The organism is Citrobacter portucalensis, assembly GCF_023374935.1.
Lineage (GTDB): Bacteria > Pseudomonadota > Gammaproteobacteria > Enterobacterales > Enterobacteriaceae > Citrobacter > Citrobacter portucalensis.
The window spans coordinates 3,774,439-3,795,435 of the sequence record NZ_CP092466.1 but is presented as its reverse complement, the minus strand read 5'-3'; the positions used below and the strand labels follow the sequence as shown (position 1 = coordinate 3,795,435).

Genomic DNA, 20,997 nt, shown 5'->3' with positions numbered 1-20,997 from the left:
TTGTCAGGACATAACGCGTGCGATTATTTGCTCAATTAAGCTGGTACTTCCGCCGGGAGTGGCGTCGCTACCTCGGGGCAGTGGCCCTGCTTATCATCATCGCTATCCTTCAGCTTATTCCGCCGAAAGTGGTCGGGATCATTGTGGATGGCGTGACGACTCAACGCTTCACCACCGAGCGGCTGCTGATGTGGGTGGGGACAATTGCCCTGATTGCCGTGGTGGTTTATTTGCTGCGTTATGTCTGGCGCGTGCTGCTGTTTGGCGCATCCTACCAACTGGCGGTTGAGCTGCGGGAAGATTATTACCGTCAGTTGAGTCGCCAGCATCCAGAATTTTATCTGCGGCACCGTACGGGCGATCTGATGGCGCGGGCAACCAACGATGTCGATCGCGTCGTATTTGCCGCCGGAGAAGGGGTGCTGACGCTGGTAGATTCGCTGGTTATGGGGTGTGCGGTGCTGATCGTGATGTCAACGCAGATAAGCTGGCAACTGACGTTGATTGCGCTGCTGCCGATGCCGGTGATGGCGTTGATGATCAAACGTTACGGCGATCGACTCCATAACCGTTTTAAGCTGGCGCAGGCGGCGTTTTCCAGTCTCAACGATCGTACTCAGGAAAGCCTGACCAGTATTCGTATGATCAAGGCCTTTGGGCTGGAGGATCGGCAGTCGGCATTATTTGCCGCAGATGCTGAAGATACCGGTAAGAAAAACCTGCGTGTGGCGCGCATTGACGCCCGCTTTGATCCTACGATTTATATCGCCATTGGTATGGCTAACCTGCTGGCGATTGCCGGGGGAAGCTGGATGGTGGTTCACGGCTCGCTGACGCTCGGGCAGCTCACCAGCTTTATGATGTATCTCGGTCTGATGATTTGGCCGATGCTGGCGCTGGCCTGGATGTTTAACATCGTCGAACGCGGCAGCGCCGCGTATAGCCGAATTCGCGCCATGCTGGCAGAAGCGCCGGTAGTGGATGACGGTACTGAACCGGTGCCGGAAGGACGCGGCGAGCTGGCGGTGGCGATTCGCGAATTTTGTTACCCTCAAACCACCCACCCGGCGCTGGAAAATGTGAATTTCCAGCTCAAACCTGGACAGATGCTGGGCATCTGTGGTCCGACCGGCGCGGGAAAAAGTACGGTACTGTCGCTGATCCAGCGTCATTTTGATATCACCCAGGGCGATGTGCGCTTTCATGATATCCCATTAACGCGCTTACAGCTGGATAGCTGGCGCAGCCGACTGGCGGTTGTCAGCCAGACACCATTCCTGTTTTCCGATACCGTCGGTAATAACATCGCCTTAGGACGCCCGCAGGCCACGCAGGAAGAGATCGAGCATGTGGCGCGCCTTGCCAGCGTTCATGAGGATATTTTACGTCTTCCTCAGGGCTACGACACCGAAGTGGGCGAACGCGGGGTGATGCTGTCTGGCGGGCAAAAACAGCGTATTTCTATCGCTCGAGCGTTACTGCTGAACGCTGAAATTCTGATTCTGGATGATGCGCTGTCGGCGGTGGATGGTCGTACCGAACATCAGATCCTACATAACCTGCGCCAGTGGGGCGAAGGCAGAACCGTGATTATCAGCGCACACCGTTTATCGGCTTTGACGGAAGCCAGCGAGATTATCGTGATGCAGCATGGGCATATTGCTCAGCGCGGTGAGCATGAATCTTTAGTGCAACAGCCCGGTTGGTATCGCGACATGTACCGCTATCAGCAACTTGAAGCGGCGCTGTCTGATGCACCAGAGATAAACGAGGAGGCGGCTAATGCGTAGTTTCGGGCAATTATGGCCAACTCTGAAAAGACTGCTGGCGTATGGTTCCCCATGGCGAAAACAGCTGGCGATTGCGGTCGTCATGTTGTGGGTGGCTGCGGCGGCGGAAGTCAGCGGTCCGCTGCTGATTAGCTATTTTATCGATAACATGGTGGCGAAGAACAATCTGCCATTGGCGATGGTTGCCGGGCTGGTTGCGGCCTATGTCGGTCTGCAACTGCTGGCGGCAGGTCTGCATTACGCGCAGTCATTGCTGTTTAACCAGGCGGCGGTTGGCGTAGTACAACAGTTACGCACCGACGTAATGGACGCTGCGCTGCGCCAGCCGCTCAGCGCTTTTGATACTCAGCCCGTCGGGCAGCTTATCTCCCGCGTGACCAATGATACTGAAGTTATTCGCGACCTGTACGTGACGGTGGTCGCAACGGTCCTGCGCAGTGCGGCCTTAATCGGCGCGATGTTGGTGGCAATGTTCAGCCTGGAATGGCGCATGGCGCTGGTGGCAATGGCCATTTTCCCGGCCGTGCTGGTGGTGATGGTGATTTACCAACGCTACAGCACCCCGATTGTGCGTCGGGTACGCGCTTATCTGGCGGATATTAACGATGGCTTTAACGAAGTCATCAACGGCATGAGCGTTATCCAGCAGTTCCGCCAGCAGGCAAGATTTGGCGAGAGAATGGGCGAGGCAAGCCGCTCGCACTATATGGCGCGTATGCAAACCCTGCGACTGGATGGTTTTTTGCTGCGTCCGCTGCTGAGCCTGTTCTCGGCGCTGATCCTCTGCGGTTTGCTGATGCTGTTCAGTTTTACCTCTGGCACCTCCATCGAGGTTGGCGTGCTGTACGCGTTCATCAGCTACCTCGGCCGTTTGAACGAACCGCTGATCGAGTTGACCACCCAGCAATCAATGCTGCAGCAGGCGGTTGTCGCTGGTGAGCGAGTGTTCGAACTGATGGACGGGCCTCGTCAACGCTATGGTGAAGACGATCGCCCGCTCAAAAGCGGAGACATTGAGGTGGATAACGTTTCATTTGCCTATCGCGACGACAACCTGGTGCTGCAAAACATCAGTCTGTCCGTGCCTTCGCGCAGCTTTGTGGCTTTGGTCGGACACACAGGCAGCGGCAAAAGCACGCTGGCCAGCCTGCTGATGGGATATTACCCGCTGACGCAGGGGGAAATCCGCCTTGACGGACGTCCGTTGTCTTCTCTGAGCCACGGTGCGTTACGTCAGGGCATCGCGATGGTGCAGCAGGATCCGGTGGTGATGGCGGATACCTTCCTGGCAAACGTCACGCTGGGTCGCGATATCTCAGAAGAGCGGGTCTGGCAGGCGCTGGAGACTGTGCAACTGGCAGAACTGGCTCGGGGTTTGAGCGAGGGGATCCATACCCGGCTGGGCGAGCAGGGCAATAATCTCTCCGTTGGGCAGAAACAGCTGCTGGCGCTGGCGCGGGTATTGGTTGAAACGCCGCAGGTGCTGATCCTCGATGAAGCCACGGCCAGTATTGATTCCGGTACTGAACAGGCCATTCAGCACGCGCTGGCAGCGGTCCGTGAACACACTACGCTGGTGGTGATTGCGCATCGGTTATCGACGATTGTCGATGCGGATACCATTCTGGTGCTGCATCGCGGTCAGGCGGTTGAGCGTGGTACACACCAGCAATTACTGGCGGCGCAAGGCCGTTACTGGCAGATGTATCAGCTGCAGCTGGCGGGCGAAGAGTTAGCCGCCAGCACGCAAGAGGATTCTGTTATCGCCTGACGGCGCAGTGCTTATCCGGCCACGCGGTATCGTAGGCCGGGTAAGGCGTTTACGCCGCCATCCGGCAATCAACAATCTGGTGCAAAAATGTAACGCACTATGCACCGTTATAGTGCGTTTTTTCTTTTTCTCTCCCGATAGTACCCGGCGAACCTGAATCATTCCGCGTTTTTCATTCCTGGCACACCCCTTGCAATATTCCTCTCGTGTATCTGCAGCCACTACTGAATTCTGACTGGAGGGGATCTATGAAGCTGGTTACCGTGGTAATCAAACCGTTCAAACTGGAAGACGTCCGTGAAGCACTGTCGTCTATTGGTATTCAGGGGCTGACCGTCACCGAAGTGAAGGGGTTTGGCCGACAGAAAGGTCATGCTGAGCTGTACCGTGGGGCTGAATATAGCGTCAATTTTCTGCCAAAGGTGAAGATTGATGTGGCGATTGCCGACGACCAACTGGATGGCGTGATTGATGTCATCAGTAAGGCGGCATACACCGGAAAAATTGGCGACGGCAAAATCTTCGTCGCCGAGCTGCAACGTGTGATTCGTATTCGTACCGGCGAAGCCGACGAAGCCGCACTGTAACTTCTGGCACACAGTGATAGGAAACCAAAAAATGAAGATAGCAACGATGAAAACGGGTATTGCTTCACTGGCACTACTGCCGGGACTGGCGATGGCGGCACCGGCGGTTGCGGATAAAGCAGATAACGCTTTTATGATGATCTGTACCGCGCTGGTGCTGTTTATGACTATCCCTGGCATTGCGTTGTTCTACGGCGGTTTGATTCGCGGTAAGAACGTACTGTCGATGCTGACTCAGGTGACGGTGACATTCGCTCTGGTTTGTATTCTATGGGTGGTTTATGGCTACTCACTGGCCTTTGGCGAAGGGAATAATTTCTTCGGCAACTTCAACTGGGTATTGCTGAAGAACATCGCGCTGACGGCGGTCACGGGGAGCTTCTACCAGTACATTCACGTTGCTTTTCAGGGATCTTTTGCCTGCATCACCGTTGGGCTGATTGTCGGGGCGCTGGCTGAGCGTATTCGTTTCTCTGCGGTGCTGATTTTTGTGGTGGTGTGGTTAACGCTGTCGTACATCCCCATTGCACATATGGTCTGGGGCGGCGGATTGCTGGCTTCTCACGGCGCACTGGATTTTGCCGGCGGGACGGTCGTGCACATCAACGCAGCGATTGCCGGTCTGGTTGGTGCGTATCTGATTGGTAAACGCGTCGGTTTTGGCAAAGAAGCCTTTAAACCGCATAACCTGCCGATGGTCTTCACCGGTACCGCTATTCTCTACATTGGTTGGTTTGGCTTTAACGCCGGTTCAGCGGGAACGGCGAATGAAATTGCCGCACTGGCCTTCGTCAATACCGTGGTCGCCACCGCCGCCGCCATCCTCGGATGGATCTTCGGTGAATGGGCGCTGCGTGGCAAACCGTCTCTGCTGGGCGCCTGTTCTGGCGCTATTGCGGGTCTGGTGGGCGTAACACCTGCATGTGGCTACATCGGTGTCGGCGGGGCGCTGATTATCGGTGTGGTTGCGGGGTTGGCTGGCCTGTGGGGCGTAACCATGCTGAAGCGTTTTCTGCGCGTGGACGATCCGTGTGATGTGTTTGGCGTGCACGGCGTGTGCGGTATTGTTGGCTGCATCCTGACCGGGGTTTTCGCTGCCAGCTCACTGGGCGGCGTGGGCTTTGCTGAGGGAGTGACCATGGGGCATCAGCTGCTGGTGCAACTGGAAAGCGTGGCGATCACCATCGTCTGGTCCGGCGTGGTGGCCTTCATTGGCTATAAGCTGGCGGATATGACGGTGGGTCTGCGCGTACCGGAAGAGCAGGAACGCGAAGGTCTGGATGTGAACAGTCACGGCGAGAACGCTTACAACGCTTGATGTTTCAATCTGCCGGATGGTAACGCTTTTGCGCCACCATCCGGTAATTCTCAATTGCGATTACGCATTACCCCTTCCTGCACGGTAGAGGCGACCAGCACGCCGTCCTGCGTATAAAACTCCCCGCGTACAAAACCTCTGGCACCGGAGGCAGAAGTACTCTCGACGTTATACAACAACCACTCATTAATATTGAACGGACGGTGGAACCACATTGAATGGTCAATGGTGGCGATCTGAATCCCTTTTTCCAGAAAACCAATCCCGTACGGCTGCAGCGCTACAGGCAGGAAGTTCAGGTCTGAGGCATAACCCAGCAGATATTGATGGACGCGCAGATCGTCCTGCAGCTCGCCGTTTGCACGGATCCATACCTGGCGCGCCGGAGGTGCGACGTGACCTTTTAAGGGGTTATGAAATTCAACCGGGCGCACTTCCAACGGACGATCGTTGATAAATTTTTCTTTCAACAGCGGCGGCAGTAAATGCGCCACTGAGCGGGCAATTTCTGTTTCTGATTTCAGCTCATCGGGACCCGGCGCATCCGGCATGGTTTTCTGATGTTCAAATCCGTCTTCCGGTGCCTGGAAAGAGGCGGTCATGTAAAAAATGGGTTTACCATTCTGAATTGCGGCAACGCGGCGCGCGCTGAAGCTGTTACCATCACGCAAGACTTCAACATCATAGATGATAGGCTTTTGGCTATCGCCGGGGCGTAAAAAGTAGCTGTGGAAGGAGTGCACCAGACGCTCTTCCGGTACGGTTTCTTTGGCGGCATACAGCGCCTGACCGACAACCTGTCCCCCAAAAACCTGACGTAACCCTAAGTCTTCACTTTGGCCCCGAAAGAGTCCTTCTTCAATTTTTTCCAGATTTAACAATGTCAGCAAATTTTTCAGCGCCAGACTCATACGTGCTCTCCAGGTTATATCGATCTCGCAGCGAGGTAGGCAGAGTATAACGCAATTTTGAAAGTGGTCCGATGGGTGCAATTGTCTGAATTAAAGGCCTATTACAGGCAAAAACAGCTGTCTTGTGCCACACTTAGTCACGTTATGTTTTTGTTAACCACTCTTCTGGCGAGGATAGTTCTCGCTGGTGCATAGATGATAAGGAGAATTTAATGAAACTCGTGCACATGGTAAGTGGTTTAGCGGTTGCGGTCGCTCTGGCGGCCTGTGCTGATAAAAGTGCAGATATTCAGACACCTGCGCCAAGCCCTAATACGTCAATTGCTGACACACAGTCTAAAATTCAACAGCCAAACGTTTCTGGTACGGTATGGATCCGCCAGAAAGTGGCCTTGCCACCCGATGCGGTGCTGACCGTCACGCTGTCAGATGCGTCGCTGGCCGATGCACCGTCAAAAGTGCTGTCGCAAAAAGCGGTCCGTACTGAAGGTAAGCAGGCGCCATTCAGCTTTGTATTACCATTTAACCCGGCAGATATTCAGCCTAACGCCCGTATTCTGCTGAGTGCGGCAATTACGGTTAATGACAAACTGGTCTTTATTACTGATACCGTTCAGACGGTCATTAATCAGGGTGGTACGAAAGCTGACCTGACGCTGGTCCCTGTACAGCAAACAGCAGTACCGGTTCAGGCAAGCGGTGGGGCAGCCACCACGGTGCCGTCAACGTCACCAACCCAGGTAAATCCCTCTTCTGCCGTTCCTGCTCCCACGCAGTACTAAGGCAGTCGTAACCCTCTCCGTCTGGAGAGGGTTAGTACACCCAGCGATAGCGCTGTAAATCTATCTGCCCGCTTCCTGAAACCACTATTCCTTCTGCCAGCAACGCCTGACGCTGCCGTTGTAAGTCGGGGCCGGTCAGCGAAATGGCACCATGACGATTAACCACCCGATGCCAGGGCAAAGTGCTGCCTTCGGGGAGACGCTTAAGCACGCCGCCGACCTGGCGCGCAGCGCGCGGCGAACCGGCAAGCCTGGCAACATCGCCATACGTGGTGACGAAACCTTCGGGGATTGACGCGACGATTTGCCAGACGCGTTGGGGGAAAGTGTCTTGTATATCCATTATTTATTCCTGCGCTAATCCTCCAGCATAATGCCGAATGGCGAGGGAGTGAAGCCGCATTGCACAAGAAAACAGCATCCGATGCTGGATGGGTTGCAATTACAGGGTGCAGCAGTGATAATGCGCCTGCGCGTTGGTTAACAACGCTCTCAATGGGGGCTCTGTTGGTTCTCCCGCAACACTACTCTGTTTACCAGGTCAGGTCCGGAAGGAAGCAGCCAAGGCAGATGACGTGTGTGCCGGGATGTAGCTGGCAGGGCCCCCACCCAATTCTGCCGTCCGGCAATTTCCCTTCCGCTTATCTTCTTTTCTTTGTCATCGTATTGTCATTTTATTGTCATCAAATGCTGTCAATGTGTTTCGGGGATGTTATTTGATGCTTTTGCCGCCGCCATCGCGCTGTAACGACAGGGTCTTACATTCGGTGTGTTTTGGCTGACCACAAGGATTTTCTACGATGTTGACCGCTGTATTGAATGTCAAAATTGATGAGGCGCTAAAAGAAAAGCTTCGCCATTACGCTGAAGTGCATAACGAAAATTTAAGTGTTGCGACGGAAAAACTGCTGCTGATTGCGTTTACCGCCGTTGAAGAGGCGGGAGTCTCCGCTGAAGATATCGATAGCCAGCATACGGAAGAGTCCGTAGTTGAAGCACTGACTCCTAAAGAAATCAAAGCGTTGCGCAGACTACTGAAGAAGAAAAAATGAAACAACAACCGCTCTCAACTGCCTGTAATTACGGCGAAGCTTGTGATTTACTACGCTCCGGTTATGTGAAACATGTTAGTCTGAGCTGGAACGTCGGCAGCGATGAGTTCTTCCGTATTGCCTCAGACTGGTGTGATGCCGGGGCAAAAATTAAGAAAGACGGTGAAAATTTCGTGATTTCACTGAAGGGTTTTCCGGTTCCCCCTCAGCGGTAATATCACCGGGACTCTCTCATCCATCCCGGCTTATAAGGGCGAGTCCTTTGACTCGTCGCTTAAATTATTTTGCGTACTTTCCCGCTGTTGGCCTGCAAACGCAGGTTATCCCAAATGGGTTGTAACACCCTGAAGGCGGCACGCGCTGTGTCATCCGGCAACGTGAAAGGCATACGCAAAAAACGATCGAATGCGCCATCAAGGCCAAACCGCGTACCGGTTCCTAACTGAATGCCTACGCTTTCGGCGCGCGTAGCGAACAGCGTTGCCAGCGTATCGGGCAGTTCAACCCAAAAAGAGAGTCCTCCCTGTGGCTGGGTAAACTGCCACTCCGGGAAATGTGCGTTCATCAGGCTCGAGCACAGATCGCGCTGCGATGTGAGTAGCCGTCTTCTGTCAGGAAGAAAGTCGGCGGCGTTATCCAGCAGCCAGCTGGTGGCGAGTTGTTCAAGCACCGGGGAGCCTAAATCGAAGATGTCGCGGGTTTGTACCAGCGCCGCAATGGTTCGCGCCGACGCCCGGATCCAGCCCAGACGTAATCCCCCCCAAAAGCTTTTCCCGGCCGAACCCAACAGAATGATCGGCGCGTCGCGATTGAATGCGGCAAGTGGCGGCGGCGGCGGGGCGTCATACCACAGGTTCACCATCGTCTCATCGACCACCAGGGTTGTGCGGGTTCGTTCGGCAATATCCGCCACGACCTGGCGAGTTGCAGCGTCCATGCAACGCCCGGTCGGATTGTGAAAGTCCGGCATCAGGTAGGCCATTCTCGGTGCGGTTTGCGCGATGGTGGCGACCAGACCCGCGGTATCCCAACCGTGCTCGGGTAGCGACACACCGACGGGACGACAGGATGCGCCTTGAATCGCGGCAATCGCCAGCGGATAAGTAGGGTGATCAACCACCACGCGATCGCCGGGGCCGGTGAGCAAACGCAGGATCAGCGCCAGGCCGCTGACTGCACCATTCACGACCATGATTTCATCGGGCTGCGTCGGGAGCCCGCGATCGCAATAATGCCGGGCGATGGATTCACGTAATACCGACAACCCCTGCGGCAGATACCCGGAGCTCAGCAAATGCTGTGGCATAGCAAACAGCGCCTGCTGGTAAGCCTGATGAATTTCGGGACCGGCACTTAGCGCCGCCGTGGACAAATCAAGTGCTGTGCCGGTACTGGTCCGGGTTGGCACATGGCGAATATGTTCCGGCAGGATCACCCGTGAGCCGCTACCATGACGGCTTTCCAGATATCCCTCTTCACGCAGTTGCGCCATAGCGCTGGCGACGGTAGTTCGACTTACTTGCAGGACTACGGCGAGCTCGCGTTCACCCGGTAAGCGGCTATCCAGCGCCAGTCGACCATCGAGAATAAGCAGACGTAACGCTTCTGCCAGCTGTCGCCAGATGGGCGTTCGCGAGGGGCTTTCCAGCCAGTGTCCGAGCAGGCGTTGCAAAGACTGACTTCCATAACGGCGAGATGACATAGCAGTCCACTTTTTGAAAACTGGACATTAATCATAGTGCCAATTGCGGTGAAGATGAAAGTTATCCGAGAGTGGGAGGGAAATGCATGCTGCGTCGTTTACTTCAGTTATATATCGGGCTGACACTGTACGGTGTATCGACGGCGATGTTTGTCCGTGCTGATTTAGGGGCCGATCCGTGGAACGTGTTTCACCTGGGTGTAGCCAATTTATTGTCGATGAATATCGGCGTGGTGATTATTGCCGTGGGCGTGTTGGTGTTGCTGGCGTGGATACCGCTGCGCCAGCGTCCAGGCTTTGGCACGCTGAGCAACGTGATTATGATCGGGCTGGCGGCAGATGCCGCGCTGCTGGTGATTCCTGGATTTGAATCTCTGCTGGCGCGCAGTGGGCTGCTGGTGTCAGCGGTAATATTGAATGCGTTAGCAACCAGTCTGTACATTGGCGCAGGTTTTGGTGCCGGTCCGCGTGATGGTCTGATGACCGGTATCCACGCGCGTACCGGCTGGCCAGTACGACGAATTCGAACCGCAATCGAAGTGTCGGTGCTGCTTATCGGTTGGTTGCTGGGTGGAACCGTGGGCGTTGGTACGGTGCTGTATGCCTTGGCTATCGGACCGTTGATTCAGCTTTGCCTGCCGTGGTTTCGGCATCAGCCGCAGTCATGTACGCGTATCAGGAATGCACCTGGGGCGCGATCGCCTACTGGCGACTAAACTTAACCTCGACTGACGCGGCCGGAATCGGCTTGCCGCGCAGTACACTTCGGAGGTTTTTCTCATGAAGTATGTTGATGGCTTTGTGGTTGCCGTACCCGCTGAAAACAAGGAGGCGTACATTGCGATGGCGGCAAAAGCAGCTCCGCTTTTCAAGGAGTTCGGTGCATTGCGCATAGTGGAGTGCTGGGCAGATGATGTCCCCGACGGCAAACTGACCGATTTTCGCATGGCTGTGAAAGCACAGGAGCATGAAGAAGTGGTATTCAGCTGGATTGAATACCCTTCCAAAGAGGTCCGCGATGCGGCGAATCAGAAGATGATGTCCGATCCCCGTATGAAGGAGTTCGGTGAATCTATGCCATTTGACGGCAAGCGAATGATCTACGGTGGATTTGCGCCCATTATGGAAGAGTGATGTGACTGGCTGTGCGGCGTGCCGCCAGCCATCTCAACATCAACAGCAATGTTAAAGCCGTTTTTCTGCCCACAGAATAAATTCCGCCTTCGGCAGCGCTTTGCTGTAAAGCCAGCCCTGACCGTACTGCACGCCATGCTGGCGTAGCCAGGCTTCCTGATTCTCGGTTTCGATACCTTCCGCCACCATCTCCAGCTTCAACGTTTTCGCTATCTCGATGATATGCGGCGTCACGTTGTTGTACTCCAGTGCATCAACGAACGATTTGTCTATCTTCAGGATGTCGACATCCAGATCCTGTAAATAGCTCAGGCTGGAATAGCCGGTGCCAAAGTCATCAATATAGATTGAATGACCCGCCTGACGGTATTTGGCAATAAACGGCGCGCTGTTTTTCGGGTCGGCAAACTCGCGTTCGGTTAGTTCCAGCGCGATTTGCGTAGGCTTAAGTTGCCAGTGGTTCACTTTCTGACTTAACAGAGCAGGAAGCGTTTCGGAGGCCAGATCGGCTGACTCAAGATTGATGGATATATGCTGGTCTGGATGCTGACGCAGCCATTTACCTAAATCTTCAAATACGCTTTCAATAATCAACCGTGTGAGAGGCTCTGTCAGCCCGGTTTCATGCGCCAGCGCGACGAAAACTTCCGGCGACAGATAGCTTCCGTCGGCCTGCTGCCAGCGAGCCAGCGCCTCTGCTCCAACCACTTTCCCCGTTTTGAGCGAGATAATTGGTTGGTAGTGGACTTTGATGTCCCGATGCTGGATAGCGTCCTGTAATTGGTGATGGGGCGACTGTAAGCGGCGCAAAATACGCAAAACAAAGGCGGCGGTGAGCAAGCCTATAAGAATGCCTGCCGGGAGCCAGATCAGTGCCTGCCGGTGCCAGGTTTTTTGCAATGGCAGGGTAGATGCCCAGGTTACGATCGTAATACCCAACTCAGGAAAGGGGCGGGCGTTATAAATGCTGCCATCTTTTTTAAAATGAGTAATCGATTTTTCTTGCTGTACATGCTGCAAAACGTCCGATGGCAGATCGGCGCTACTGGCAACAACAACGTTGCGCACGGTGCCAATGATAGTCACTTCAATCGGCCATGAGCCAAAAGGGATGACGTCAATGAAAGAACCCGGATCGACCATCACAACATAATGTTCGCTCCCTAATGCTGCCATAAAGCGCTTGATGCCCAAATCATTTTGCGTGGTAAGCCATGCGCGATATCCATCAGGCGTGACTTTCATTGCGGGTGGAAATGCGTCTGCCTGGCTTCTTTTTTCCAGAGATGAGCATTGCGGAACATTATCTTTGAGGTACAGCACTTCCTGAATATAGCGGTAGCTATAGGACAAACGACGCATTTCCAGCAAATGCTCGTCACTGCAAGGCACCCCCTGAAATGCTTCAATATGGCGTAATGCTTTTTTCGCCTGCTCGCCTACGCGTTCCGTACGTAATGCGACTCGTGTTGAGAACATGTCGAGTTCATCGATAAATTTCGTTTCGACCTGACGATGTGCCAGCCACAGGCTTAAACCTACCGGCGCGAGGATAGAAAGGAACAGTACCCCAGTCACCAGGCTTATCAGATGTCGTGTTGTCACAGTGATATCCTTATTTACACAGCGTAGGGAAAGTATATCCGAAACCCCAAAAAGCTATTCGATTGGCATCATATATTTACGGCCATTTATCATCCCGTTTGACTCCCTGTAGCGTAAATCAGGTTGTGGTTTGTACAAGAGTGGTGTATTTTGATGGTTATGTTATAACGTATCAAATTGAGGTTGCCATGAAACCGGATATTCATCCTTTTTACCGTACCGTAGTGTTTCACGATACCAGTGCCAATGAATTCTTTAAGGTCGGTTCGACCATCAAGACTGAGCGTGAAATTGAGTTTGAGGGGAAAATGTACCCGTACGTGACCCTCGATATCTCTTCTAAATCACATCCGTACTATACCGGGAAACAAAAAACCTTTGATAATGAAGGTAGTGCAGCACGTTTCCAAAAACGTTTTGGTCATTTTATTGGCGTTAAGCGGGGTTAAAATGCAGGTACTCAATTCACTTCGCAGCGCAAAACAGCGCCATCCTGACTGCCAGATAGTAAAACGCAAAGGGCGTTTGTACGTTATCTGCAAAACGAATCCGCGCTTTAAAGCAGTACAGGGGCGTAAAAAAAGGCGTTAGTTTCTTTGCCAGCATTTCAGGGATTAAAGTGCGTTACCTTCGCAGGAACGCACTTTTTTTATCTGTGCTGAGATATCGTTACTGGCTGGTCTGGGCGCGGGTAAGCGTAAAGACATCGTAAAACGAGAGTTCGCCTTTGCGCGATATCATCTTTTGCAGCTGTGCTTTATGTTCGCTATCCACGGACGGTGAGTGCAGGATAGTATCGATGAGAGAGGAGGGGACAAAGCGCGTGTTGTACCATTCTCCGTTATAGCAAACTCTAAAATCCAGAACGTCGATATCTTCAAAGCGGTATCGTGGCGCAACGTCGAAAAAGAAAAAGCCGTTGAGTACAACGAACAGTACCACCAGCAGCCATACCGAATCGACTAACGTTTCTGACTGTAGCATCACCGCCAACGTGGCAAACCACGCAACATACATACCGATAAACAGCCCTGGGTGTTTGCGAATAAAGCTGATGCTAAAGCGCGGTTTGTTGTCGCGCTTCTCGCGAATATTTAAGTCGTCGATTGTTTCAGTAAGCAGGCGCTGTATTTCTGTCATCTCTTGCCTTCGTGATATCTGCAAAATTCAGGAGGGATCGCCTTATTTTAAAAGGGGATACCCTTTGAAGAAAGTAACAGATTAACCGCAATTTAGCATAACAGTTACATTTAAGATCACAGCGTTTTGATGATCCTTGCGGGATTGCCCCCAACCACGGTGTTTGCCGGAACGCTTTTAGTGACCACTGCGCCTGATGCCACAACCACGTTATCGCCCAGCGTGACGCCGGGATTGATCACTGCACGGCCACCTATCCAGACATTATTGCCGATAGTCACGGGCTTCCCGAACTCCAGGCCACTGTTGCGCTCGGTAGCATCCAGCGGATGGGTCGCGGTATAGATATGAACGCCTGGTGCCAGCATGCAGTTGTCGCCAATATGAATTGGACAGACGTCGAGCATAACGCAGTCGAAATTAGCGTAAAAGTCTTTACCAAGATAGATGTTATAACCGTAATCACAACGGAAAGAGGGTTCAATATAGGCTCCCTCACTCTGACCTAACAGATCGTGCAGGATTGCCTGACGCTCATTTTTTTCATCGGGTGCGGTGAGATTGTAGCGATGGATCAACTGACGAGCGCGTAGTCGGTCACTGCGCAGCGTTTCATCTGCCGGGCGATAGTATTCGCCGGCGATCATTTTTTGCTTTTCATTACGCATTACGAATTCCCTGTGTACTGAAGGTTATTTCAGCACAGTAAAACGTAATGCAGAAAAGGGGAACGTTCCCGCTTCTTTGCTGTGATCATAGTCACGCGATTTTAATTAAATAACCATTGTAAATACGAAAATGGTCAGCCAGACAACTGTACCGCTATACCTGACTTAACCTTGAGTGCAATTAGCGAATGAATTTCCAAACAGAAGTTGGAATCTTGTCGTAAAGCTTATTCATGGTCAATTCAGCAAGGCGATGATCTGCTGCTGAGTAAAATACAGCCAGTTCGTTGTCGGACAATTCATATTTATTTTTTTCAATAACGCGCTCTAGCGTATCAATTGTCTGGCAACGTCGCAGGCGCATCAAATAATCTGTTTTAGTTAATGGTTTATCGGACATAACTCTTACCTATGATTGTAATAATTTTTAACAAGACAAACTTACAGGATTAGCCCTGGTGGCATTGACAAAACAGCGAAACAGTCGATTACCTGACTTCCGCCATTTCTGCAGATCCTGCGTATTAATACCATAACTGCTGAACAACATAAAAGTGTCATCCAGGTATTCATCTATCTGCGCGATCAGCTTATTGTCCTCATTGTACTTAATTTTATAATTAAGTGCGAAGGTTGCAATATGCTCTATCAGTTCATTGAGCTGCAAGCTGGTTGCAGAGGTAGGGTCATTAACCCAGCCATGGTTACTTTGTTCAAGGTTTGCAAGACAGTCATGATACAGAGTTTCGCAGAGAAATTTAAGCTGCGCGATATCATGTCTTTTGGGTGAGTACTCATCCATAACGCATCCCCTTCTTAGTGGCTTAAACTAACCGAACACCTTTCGGGATGGATACAACAACTACCTGGAACTTGCCCGCGACTCCTGATGATTTAACTATAATCTACTCTAAAAAAGATTTCATCGTCATATCACGAAAAATTACAATTATGTAAAATTATGATGCTACGTCATTTTTACATTTTAACAGATAAATGCCGCTATTCGAAATGGGACAATTTCTTTATTCTTCGGGCAATCATCGGGTTATCTTGTTTAGGTTTAGCAACGAAAGGCAACAACCGACAATGTGAACCAGTGGATAGGATTAATCTTAATATTTATTAAAGTAAATAAGAACTCTCGCTGTTTTTTTAAGAATAGCCTTTAAGGCTGCAAGGATTATATCGCTTATTTATCCGATAGAAAATAAACGGAATGGCAATAAGTGATTTTTATGATTTTTCCAGAAAAAAGGCCGCTTGCGCGGCCTTATCTTTAGAGATGTATCAATGATGCTCTACTGAGTGGCTATGCTCAATATCTTCATTTTTGCGGCTAAAGCGGCGGCGTACCACCACAAAGAACACCGGAACAAAGAAGATAGCCAACACGGTAGCCGTCACCATCCCGCCCATTACGCCAGTACCAACGGCGTTCTGTGCACCGGAACCTGCGCCGGAACTGATGACCAGCGGCATTACGCCCAGAATAAAGGCCAGTGACGTCATCAGGATTGGACGTAAACGCATGCGTACTGCGTCCAGCGTCGCCTCTATCAGACCTTTACCCTCTTTATCCATCAAGTCTTTGGCGAATTCGACGATAAGTATCGCGTTCTTCGCCGACAACCCAATGGTTGTGAGCAGGCCTACCTGGAAGTAAACGTCGTTGGTCAGGCCGCGGAACGTTGCTGCCAGCAATGCACCGATAACACCCAGCGGTACAACCAGCATTACGGAGAACGGAATTGACCAGCTCTCGTACAGCGCTGCCAGACACAAGAACACGACGATCAATGAAATGGCATACAGGGCAGGGGCCTGGTTGCCGGACAGTCGTTCCTGGTAGGACATACCGGTCCAGTCATAACCGATACCGGATGGCAGTTTGCTGGCCAGTTGCTCCATCATGGCCATGGCTTCACCGGTACTTTTACCCGGAGCGGCCTGACCTAAGATTTCCATGGACGGCAGACCGTTATAGCGTTCCAGACGCGGTGAACCGTATTCCCAACGTGAGGTAGAGAAGGCGGAGAACGGTACCATCTGTCCATCGCTGCCGCGGACATACCAGTTTCCAATATCTTCCGGCAACATACGGTATTTCGCTTCAGACATGACGTAAACTTTCTTCACACGACCACGGTCGATGAAGTCATTCACGTAGCTTCCGCCCCATGCTGCACCCAGCGTTGTATTAATATCACTAATGGAAACGCCCAGAGCCTGCGCTTTTTCCTGATCGATATCGATCTTGAACTGCGGCGTATCTTCCAGACCGTTAGGACGAACACCGACCAACAGATCAGGATGCTTCGCGACTTCACCAAACAGTTGGTTACGCGCCTGAGTCAGCTTCTCATGGCCCAGACCAGCCTGGTCAATCAACTGGAAGTCGAAACCGGTCGCGGTCCCTAACTCCACAATCGCTGGCAGGTTAAAGGCAAAGACCATCGCGTCTTTGATCTGCGAGAATGCGCCCATTGCACGTTGAGTAATCGCTTCAACTTTGTTCTCTTTACCTGGACGTTCACTCCAGTCTTTCAAAGAGACGAATGCGATACCGGTGTTCTGACCACGACCTGCAAAACCGAAGCCGTTAACGGCAAACACCGATTCAACGTTCGCTTTTTCTTTGGTCAGATAGTAATCCGTCATTTCGTCCAGCACCTTCTGGGTACGCTCTTGCGTTGCACCCGCAGGCAGCTGAGCCATAGACAGGAATACCCCCTGGTCTTCGTCTGGCAGGAACGAACTTGGCAGACGAACGAACAGATAGGCCATGCCCACGACGATGATCAGATACAGCGCCAGATAACGACCGGTGCTGCGCAGAATACCGCCTACGCTATCGGTGTAATGGTGCGTACTCTTATCGAACATGCGGTTAAACCAGCCGAAGAAGCCTTTTTTGCCTTCTCCGTGATCGCCTTTAGCAATCGGTTTGAGCATGGTCGCACACAGGGCAGGGGTCAGAATCAACGCCACCAGCACAGACAACGCCATCGCGGAAACAATGGTGATGGAGAACTGACGGTAAATTGCACCGGTAGAACCTCCGAAGAACGCCATTGGGATAAACACCGCTGACAGTACCATCGCGATACCCACCAGTGCGCCCTGAATCTGGCCCATTGATTTACGCGTTGCTTCCTTCGGCGGTAGTCCTTCCTCAGCCATTACACGTTCAACGTTCTCGACCACAACGATGGCGTCATCCACCAACAGGCCGATGGCGAGTACCATCCCGAACATCGTCAGGGTGTTTATCGAGAAGCCGAAAATCGCAAGGACGGCAAACGTACCCAAGAGCACCACCGGCACGGCGATAGTCGGAATCAGCGTCGCGCGGAAGTTCTGCAGGAACAGATACATTACCAGGAACACGAGGATGATTGCTTCCGCCAGCGTTTTCACTACTTCGTGAATAGAGATTTTCACGAACGGTGTGGTGTCATACGGGTAAACGATCTTCAGACCTGACGGGAAGAACGGTTCCATCTTCTTCAGTTCATCGCGGATAGCGTTTGCTGTATCCAGGGCGTTAGCACCTGTTGCCAGCTTGATACCCAGACCGGATGCCGGTTTACCGTTGAACTTCGCAATGATGTCGTAGTTCTCACCGCCCAGTTCCACTTTCGCCACGTCACGCAGACGAACCTGGGAACCATCCTGATTCACTTTCAGCAGAATCTTGCTGAACTCATCAGCGGAGGTCAGACGGGTTTGCGCGATGATAGACGCGTTAAGCTGCTGGCCTTTCACCGGTGGCGTACCACCTAATTGACCGGCTGCAACCTGGGCGTTCTGCGCTTTGATGGCGCTGATTACATCAACCGGCGTCAGCTGGAAGTTGTTCAGTTTGTTCGGATCCATCCAGATACGCATCGCGTACTGAGAACCGAACAGCTGAACATCACCCACACCTGAAGTACGGCTGATGGCATCCTTCATGTTGGCGCCAACGTAGTCGGAAATATCCTCCTGCGTCATGGTGCCGTTGGTGTTGATAACACCGACAACCATCAGGAAGCTGCTGGATGACTTCTCAACGCTAACCCCTTGTTGCTGTACTTCCTGAGGCAGCAACGGCATGGCCAGCTGCAGTTTGTTCTGCACCTGTACCTGCGCGATATCCGCATCAGTACCAGACTGGAAGGTTAGGGTGATCTGCACGGTACCCGTGGAGTCACTGTTAGAGGACATGTACATCAGGTTATCGATACCGTTCATATTCTGTTCGATAACCTGCGTAACAGTATCCTGTACTGTTTTGGCATCAGCGCCAGGGTAGGTCGCGGAGATCGTCACTGCTGGCGGTGCAATAGTCGGATATTGCGCTACCGGCAATTTGAGGATCGCGAGCCCCCCTGCCAACATGATGATAATGGCGATCACCCACGCAAATATTGGGCGATCGATAAAGAAATTAGGCATGTCTTAACGGCTCCTGTTTAAGTTAAGACTTGGACTGTTCAGGCTGGCTACCGCTTTCGCCTTGCTGGTTGTTATCAGCGGTGATTTCCTGCGCTTTTACCTGCGCGCCAGGACGTACTTTCTGCAGCCCAGTAACAATCACGCGGTCGCCCGGCTTAAGTCCATCAGTGACTAACCATTTGTCACCAATCGCTTGTGCGGCGACAATTTGACGAGTTTCAACTTTGTTGTCTGCACCGATAACTAATGCACTGGCATCGCCACGCGGTGTACGGGTAACACCTTGCTGTGGAACCAGTAATGCAGTTGGGTTAATCCCTTCTTCCAGACGTGCACGGACGAACATACCCGGCAGTAAGGTGTGATCCGGGTTAGGGAAGATGGCGCGTAACGTAATCGACCCGGTGGTTTGATCAACCGTCACATCAGAAAACTCCAGCGTACCGGACTGCGGGAATTTAATGCCGTCATTGGTTACCAGTTCGACTTTCGCTTTGCCATTCTCTTGCTTCAGCGTGCCGTTGGCCAGCTCCTGTTTCAGGCGCAAGAAGTCGTTGCTTGACTGCGTCACGTCCACGTAGATCGGGTCCAGCTGCTGAACGGTCGCCAGTGCGGTCGCTTGACCGTTTTGCACCAGAGCACCTTCCGTAACGGATGATTTACCAATGCGGCCGCTGATCGGCGACGTCACTTTGGTATAGGCCAGATTGATGCGTGCAGTTTCTACTGCGGCTTTCGCGGCGACAACGGCGGCATTTGCCTGCTGTGCGTCTGCCAGCGCGCTATCGTAATCCTGTTGACTGATGTACTTAGTACCCAACAGTTTCTGATAACGTTTAACCGTCAGTTGAGCGATATTTGCTGCGGCTTGTGCTTTGGCCAGATCGCCTTTTGCGCTTTCATAAGCGGCCTGGTAAGTCGCAGGATCAATCTGATAGAGAGATACACCCGCTTCGATGTCACCACCTTCAGTGAAATTACGCTTCAGGATAATACCGCTAACCTGAGGGCGAACTTCTGCAATGCGAAACGCACTGGTGCGACCCGGAAGCTCGGTTGTTATCTGTAGAGGTTCAGTTTTGAGTGTAACAACTCCAACCTCTGGCATCTGCTGGCCCCCTTGTTGGGCCTGTTTGTCGTCACATCCTGTTAGCGCTAAGCTGCCTGAGAGCATCAGAACGACTGCCAGAGGCGTTAACCCTCTGTTTTTGTTCATATGTAAACCTCGAGTGTCCGATTTCAAATTGATCAATGGCTTAAAGCCCATAAACCCATTGCTGCGTTTATATTATCGTCGTGCTATGGTACATACATTCACAAATGTATGTAAATCTAACGCCTGTAAATTCACTGACATATGGCACGAAAAACCAAACAACAAGCACAGGAAACACGACAGCATATTCTCGATGTTGCTCTGCATTTGTTTTCGCAACAAGGGGTATCATCCACCTCGCTTGCGGAGATCGCAAAAGCCGCTGGTGTCACGCGTGGCGCAATCTATTGGCATTTCAAAAACAAGTCGGATTTATTCAGTGAAATCTGGGAGCTAGCAAAACCTAACATTGATGAGTTAGAGACTGAGTATCAGGCAAAATTCCCCGACGATCCACTATCAGTATTAAGAGAAATTTTAATTTACGTTCTTGAAGCTACCGTGACAGAAGAACGCCGACGTTTGTTGCTGGAAATTATATTCCACAAATGCGAATTTGTCGGGGAAATGGCCTCTGTTCAGTTAGCTCAACGCCATCTTTGTATTGAAAATTACGATCGTATCGAACAAACATTGCGGCACTGTATGGATGCCAATATGCTGCCGGAAAACCTGAACACACGTCGCGTGGCGGTCCTGTTGCGTAGCTATATTACCGGAATCATAGAAAACTGGTTATTTGCCCCCGAATCGTTTGATCTGAAAAAAGAAGCTCGGGAATACGTCGCAGTGCTGCTGGAGATGTGCCTTATGTGCCCAACTCTGCGGCTTGGCGTGGCTGAAATCCACTAAATGTTTTGGGCCTGTACCAGGAATTCTCCTGGTCGTTTTGCCTGCTGCTATTCTGCCGGTCACAGCCGTGATATTCTTGCCGCTTGACT

General features: G+C 52.0%; 21 protein-coding genes, 1 other RNA gene and 1 pseudogene. 13 read left to right on the top strand and 10 right to left on the bottom strand.

Annotation, left to right across the window (positions count from 1 at the left end):
- The first annotated feature begins 17 nt into the window (after positions 1-17).
- The 4 genes from LY264_RS18445 to amtB all read left to right on the top strand — a co-directional run bounded on the left by LY264_RS18445 (position 18) and on the right by amtB (position 5,466).
- Positions 18-1,790: a SmdA family multidrug ABC transporter permease/ATP-binding protein gene (locus tag LY264_RS18445; protein ID WP_020996575.1), complete on the top strand. Its 1,773-nt coding sequence runs from the start codon at positions 18-20 to the stop codon at positions 1,788-1,790.
- Positions 1,783-3,561, top strand: a complete 1,779-nt coding sequence (locus tag LY264_RS18440; protein ID WP_008783952.1) for a SmdB family multidrug efflux ABC transporter permease/ATP-binding protein — start codon at positions 1,783-1,785, stop codon at positions 3,559-3,561. Before LY264_RS18445 ends, LY264_RS18440 begins: the two co-directional genes overlap by 8 nt.
- A 248-nt stretch (positions 3,562-3,809) precedes the next feature.
- The gene (glnK, locus tag LY264_RS18435) at positions 3,810-4,148 is read left to right on the top strand and encodes a P-II family nitrogen regulator (protein ID WP_003021657.1); all 339 of its coding nucleotides are present in this window, start codon (positions 3,810-3,812) and stop codon (positions 4,146-4,148) included.
- Positions 4,149-4,179: 31 nt separating this feature from the next.
- Positions 4,180-5,466 (top strand): ammonium transporter AmtB, encoded by a 1,287-nt coding sequence (amtB, locus tag LY264_RS18430; RefSeq protein WP_008783954.1) that lies wholly within the window; start codon positions 4,180-4,182, stop codon positions 5,464-5,466.
- Positions 5,467-5,516: 50 nt separating this feature from the next.
- On the opposite strand, the gene tesB is transcribed toward amtB, so the two are convergent.
- A complete protein-coding gene (tesB, locus tag LY264_RS18425; RefSeq protein ID WP_003831027.1) occupies positions 5,517-6,377 on the bottom strand; it encodes an acyl-CoA thioesterase II in 861 nt (286 codons plus the stop codon).
- 212 nt (positions 6,378-6,589) lie between these two features.
- Between tesB and LY264_RS18420 the strand changes: the two genes are divergently transcribed.
- Positions 6,590-7,159, top strand: coding sequence for a YbaY family lipoprotein (locus LY264_RS18420; RefSeq protein ID WP_003021666.1), 570 nt, complete (start codon positions 6,590-6,592; stop codon positions 7,157-7,159).
- A 31-nt stretch (positions 7,160-7,190) separates the two neighbouring features.
- On the opposite strand, the pseudogene LY264_RS18415 reads toward LY264_RS18420, so the two are convergent.
- Positions 7,191-7,580: pseudogene (locus LY264_RS18415) on the bottom strand (MGMT family protein).
- Between the two features lie 84 nt (positions 7,581-7,664).
- On the opposite strand from LY264_RS18415, the gene ffs reads away from it, so the two are divergent.
- The 3 genes from ffs to LY264_RS18400 all read left to right on the top strand — a co-directional run bounded on the left by ffs (position 7,665) and on the right by LY264_RS18400 (position 8,426).
- Positions 7,665-7,761: signal recognition particle sRNA small type (gene ffs, locus LY264_RS18410), an RNA gene on the top strand.
- Positions 7,762-7,959: 198 nt separating this feature from the next.
- Positions 7,960-8,211, top strand: a complete 252-nt coding sequence (locus LY264_RS18405) for a hypothetical protein (RefSeq protein WP_048226285.1) — start codon at positions 7,960-7,962, stop codon at positions 8,209-8,211.
- Positions 8,208-8,426 carry a hypothetical protein gene (locus tag LY264_RS18400; RefSeq protein ID WP_249457364.1) on the top strand — a complete coding sequence of 73 codons (219 nt, stop codon included), beginning with the start codon at positions 8,208-8,210 and terminating at the stop codon, positions 8,424-8,426. The genes LY264_RS18405 and LY264_RS18400 overlap by 4 nt, the downstream gene beginning before the upstream one ends.
- Positions 8,427-8,485: 59 nt before the next feature.
- Here LY264_RS18400 and yczR read toward each other — a convergent pair whose 3' ends face one another.
- Complete coding sequence (gene yczR / locus LY264_RS18395; protein ID WP_048226282.1) at positions 8,486-9,913, bottom strand: MocR-like transcription factor YczR; 1,428 nt, start codon at positions 9,911-9,913, stop codon at positions 8,486-8,488.
- A gap of 86 nt (positions 9,914-9,999) precedes the next feature.
- Between yczR and yczE the strand changes: the two genes are divergently transcribed.
- Entirely contained in the window at positions 10,000-10,629 is a 630-nt protein-coding gene (gene yczE / locus LY264_RS18390; RefSeq protein WP_048226280.1) for a membrane protein YczE, read from the top strand.
- Positions 10,630-10,693: 64 nt separating this feature from the next.
- On the top strand, positions 10,694-11,047 hold the full coding sequence (locus tag LY264_RS18385) for a DUF1428 domain-containing protein (protein ID WP_048226278.1): 354 nt from the start codon (positions 10,694-10,696) through the stop codon (positions 11,045-11,047).
- A 51-nt stretch (positions 11,048-11,098) separates the two neighbouring features.
- Here the strand turns inward: LY264_RS18385 and LY264_RS18380 are convergent, their stop codons facing one another.
- Entirely contained in the window at positions 11,099-12,652 is a 1,554-nt protein-coding gene (locus LY264_RS18380) for an EAL domain-containing protein (protein ID WP_071692491.1), read from the bottom strand.
- 188 nt (positions 12,653-12,840) lie between these two features.
- Here LY264_RS18380 and LY264_RS18375 point away from each other — a divergent pair, with 188 nt between their 5' ends.
- Entirely contained in the window at positions 12,841-13,101 is a 261-nt protein-coding gene (locus tag LY264_RS18375) for a type B 50S ribosomal protein L31 (RefSeq protein ID WP_008783961.1), read from the top strand.
- A gap of 1 nt (position 13,102) precedes the next feature.
- Complete coding sequence (gene ykgO, locus LY264_RS18370) at positions 13,103-13,243, top strand: type B 50S ribosomal protein L36 (RefSeq protein WP_005125190.1); 141 nt, start codon at positions 13,103-13,105, stop codon at positions 13,241-13,243.
- Between the two features lie 78 nt (positions 13,244-13,321).
- Here ykgO and LY264_RS18365 read toward each other — a convergent pair whose 3' ends face one another.
- The 6 genes from LY264_RS18365 to acrA form a co-directional block, all read right to left on the bottom strand.
- The gene (locus LY264_RS18365; protein ID WP_020996574.1) at positions 13,322-13,792 is read right to left on the bottom strand and encodes a YlaC family protein; all 471 of its coding nucleotides are present in this window, start codon (positions 13,790-13,792) and stop codon (positions 13,322-13,324) included.
- Positions 13,793-13,908: 116 nt separating this feature from the next.
- Positions 13,909-14,460: a maltose O-acetyltransferase gene (gene maa / locus LY264_RS18360; RefSeq protein ID WP_003835924.1), complete on the bottom strand. Its 552-nt coding sequence runs from the start codon at positions 14,458-14,460 to the stop codon at positions 13,909-13,911.
- 181 nt (positions 14,461-14,641) lie between these two features.
- Positions 14,642-14,860: an HHA domain-containing protein gene (locus LY264_RS18355; protein ID WP_002892050.1), complete on the bottom strand. Its 219-nt coding sequence runs from the start codon at positions 14,858-14,860 to the stop codon at positions 14,642-14,644.
- 27 nt (positions 14,861-14,887) lie between these two features.
- Positions 14,888-15,262 (bottom strand): Hha toxicity modulator TomB, encoded by a 375-nt coding sequence (gene tomB, locus LY264_RS18350; RefSeq protein WP_003021733.1) that lies wholly within the window; start codon positions 15,260-15,262, stop codon positions 14,888-14,890.
- Positions 15,263-15,750: 488 nt separating this feature from the next.
- Complete coding sequence (gene acrB / locus LY264_RS18345; protein ID WP_008783964.1) at positions 15,751-18,900, bottom strand: efflux RND transporter permease AcrB; 3,150 nt, start codon at positions 18,898-18,900, stop codon at positions 15,751-15,753.
- Positions 18,901-18,922: 22 nt separating this feature from the next.
- Entirely contained in the window at positions 18,923-20,116 is a 1,194-nt protein-coding gene (gene acrA / locus LY264_RS18340) for a multidrug efflux RND transporter periplasmic adaptor subunit AcrA (protein ID WP_048226274.1), read from the bottom strand.
- 141 nt (positions 20,117-20,257) lie between these two features.
- Between acrA and acrR the strand changes: the two genes are divergently transcribed.
- Positions 20,258-20,908, top strand: a complete 651-nt coding sequence (gene acrR / locus LY264_RS18335) for a multidrug efflux transporter transcriptional repressor AcrR (RefSeq protein ID WP_003831045.1) — start codon at positions 20,258-20,260, stop codon at positions 20,906-20,908.
- Positions 20,909-20,997: the final 89 nt, after the last annotated feature.

Excerpts from the sequence above, each read along its gene's own strand:
- LY264_RS18440 (WP_008783952.1), top strand. The coding sequence starts at position 1,783 with ATGCGTAGTTTCGGGCAATTATGGCCAACTCTGAAAAGACTGCTGGCG.
- glnK (WP_003021657.1), top strand. The coding sequence starts at position 3,810 with ATGAAGCTGGTTACCGTGGTAATCAAACCGTTCAAACTGGAAGACGTC.
- amtB (WP_008783954.1), top strand. The coding sequence starts at position 4,180 with ATGAAGATAGCAACGATGAAAACGGGTATTGCTTCACTGGCACTACTG.
- tesB (WP_003831027.1), bottom strand. The coding sequence starts at position 6,377 with ATGAGTCTGGCGCTGAAAAATTTGCTGACATTGTTAAATCTGGAAAAA.
- LY264_RS18420 (WP_003021666.1), top strand. The coding sequence starts at position 6,590 with ATGAAACTCGTGCACATGGTAAGTGGTTTAGCGGTTGCGGTCGCTCTG.
- LY264_RS18405 (WP_048226285.1), top strand. The coding sequence starts at position 7,960 with ATGTTGACCGCTGTATTGAATGTCAAAATTGATGAGGCGCTAAAAGAA.
- LY264_RS18400 (WP_249457364.1), top strand. The coding sequence starts at position 8,208 with ATGAAACAACAACCGCTCTCAACTGCCTGTAATTACGGCGAAGCTTGT.
- yczR (WP_048226282.1), bottom strand. The coding sequence starts at position 9,913 with ATGTCATCTCGCCGTTATGGAAGTCAGTCTTTGCAACGCCTGCTCGGA.
- yczE (WP_048226280.1), top strand. The coding sequence starts at position 10,000 with ATGCTGCGTCGTTTACTTCAGTTATATATCGGGCTGACACTGTACGGT.
- LY264_RS18385 (WP_048226278.1), top strand. The coding sequence starts at position 10,694 with ATGAAGTATGTTGATGGCTTTGTGGTTGCCGTACCCGCTGAAAACAAG.
- LY264_RS18375 (WP_008783961.1), top strand. The coding sequence starts at position 12,841 with ATGAAACCGGATATTCATCCTTTTTACCGTACCGTAGTGTTTCACGAT.
- ykgO (WP_005125190.1), top strand. The coding sequence starts at position 13,103 with ATGCAGGTACTCAATTCACTTCGCAGCGCAAAACAGCGCCATCCTGAC.
- LY264_RS18365 (WP_020996574.1), bottom strand. The coding sequence starts at position 13,792 with ATGACAGAAATACAGCGCCTGCTTACTGAAACAATCGACGACTTAAAT.
- maa (WP_003835924.1), bottom strand. The coding sequence starts at position 14,460 with ATGCGTAATGAAAAGCAAAAAATGATCGCCGGCGAATACTATCGCCCG.
- LY264_RS18355 (WP_002892050.1), bottom strand. The coding sequence starts at position 14,860 with ATGTCCGATAAACCATTAACTAAAACAGATTATTTGATGCGCCTGCGA.
- tomB (WP_003021733.1), bottom strand. The coding sequence starts at position 15,262 with ATGGATGAGTACTCACCCAAAAGACATGATATCGCGCAGCTTAAATTT.
- acrB (WP_008783964.1), bottom strand. The coding sequence starts at position 18,900 with ATGCCTAATTTCTTTATCGATCGCCCAATATTTGCGTGGGTGATCGCC.
- acrA (WP_048226274.1), bottom strand. The coding sequence starts at position 20,116 with ATGAACAAAAACAGAGGGTTAACGCCTCTGGCAGTCGTTCTGATGCTC.
- acrR (WP_003831045.1), top strand. The coding sequence starts at position 20,258 with ATGGCACGAAAAACCAAACAACAAGCACAGGAAACACGACAGCATATT.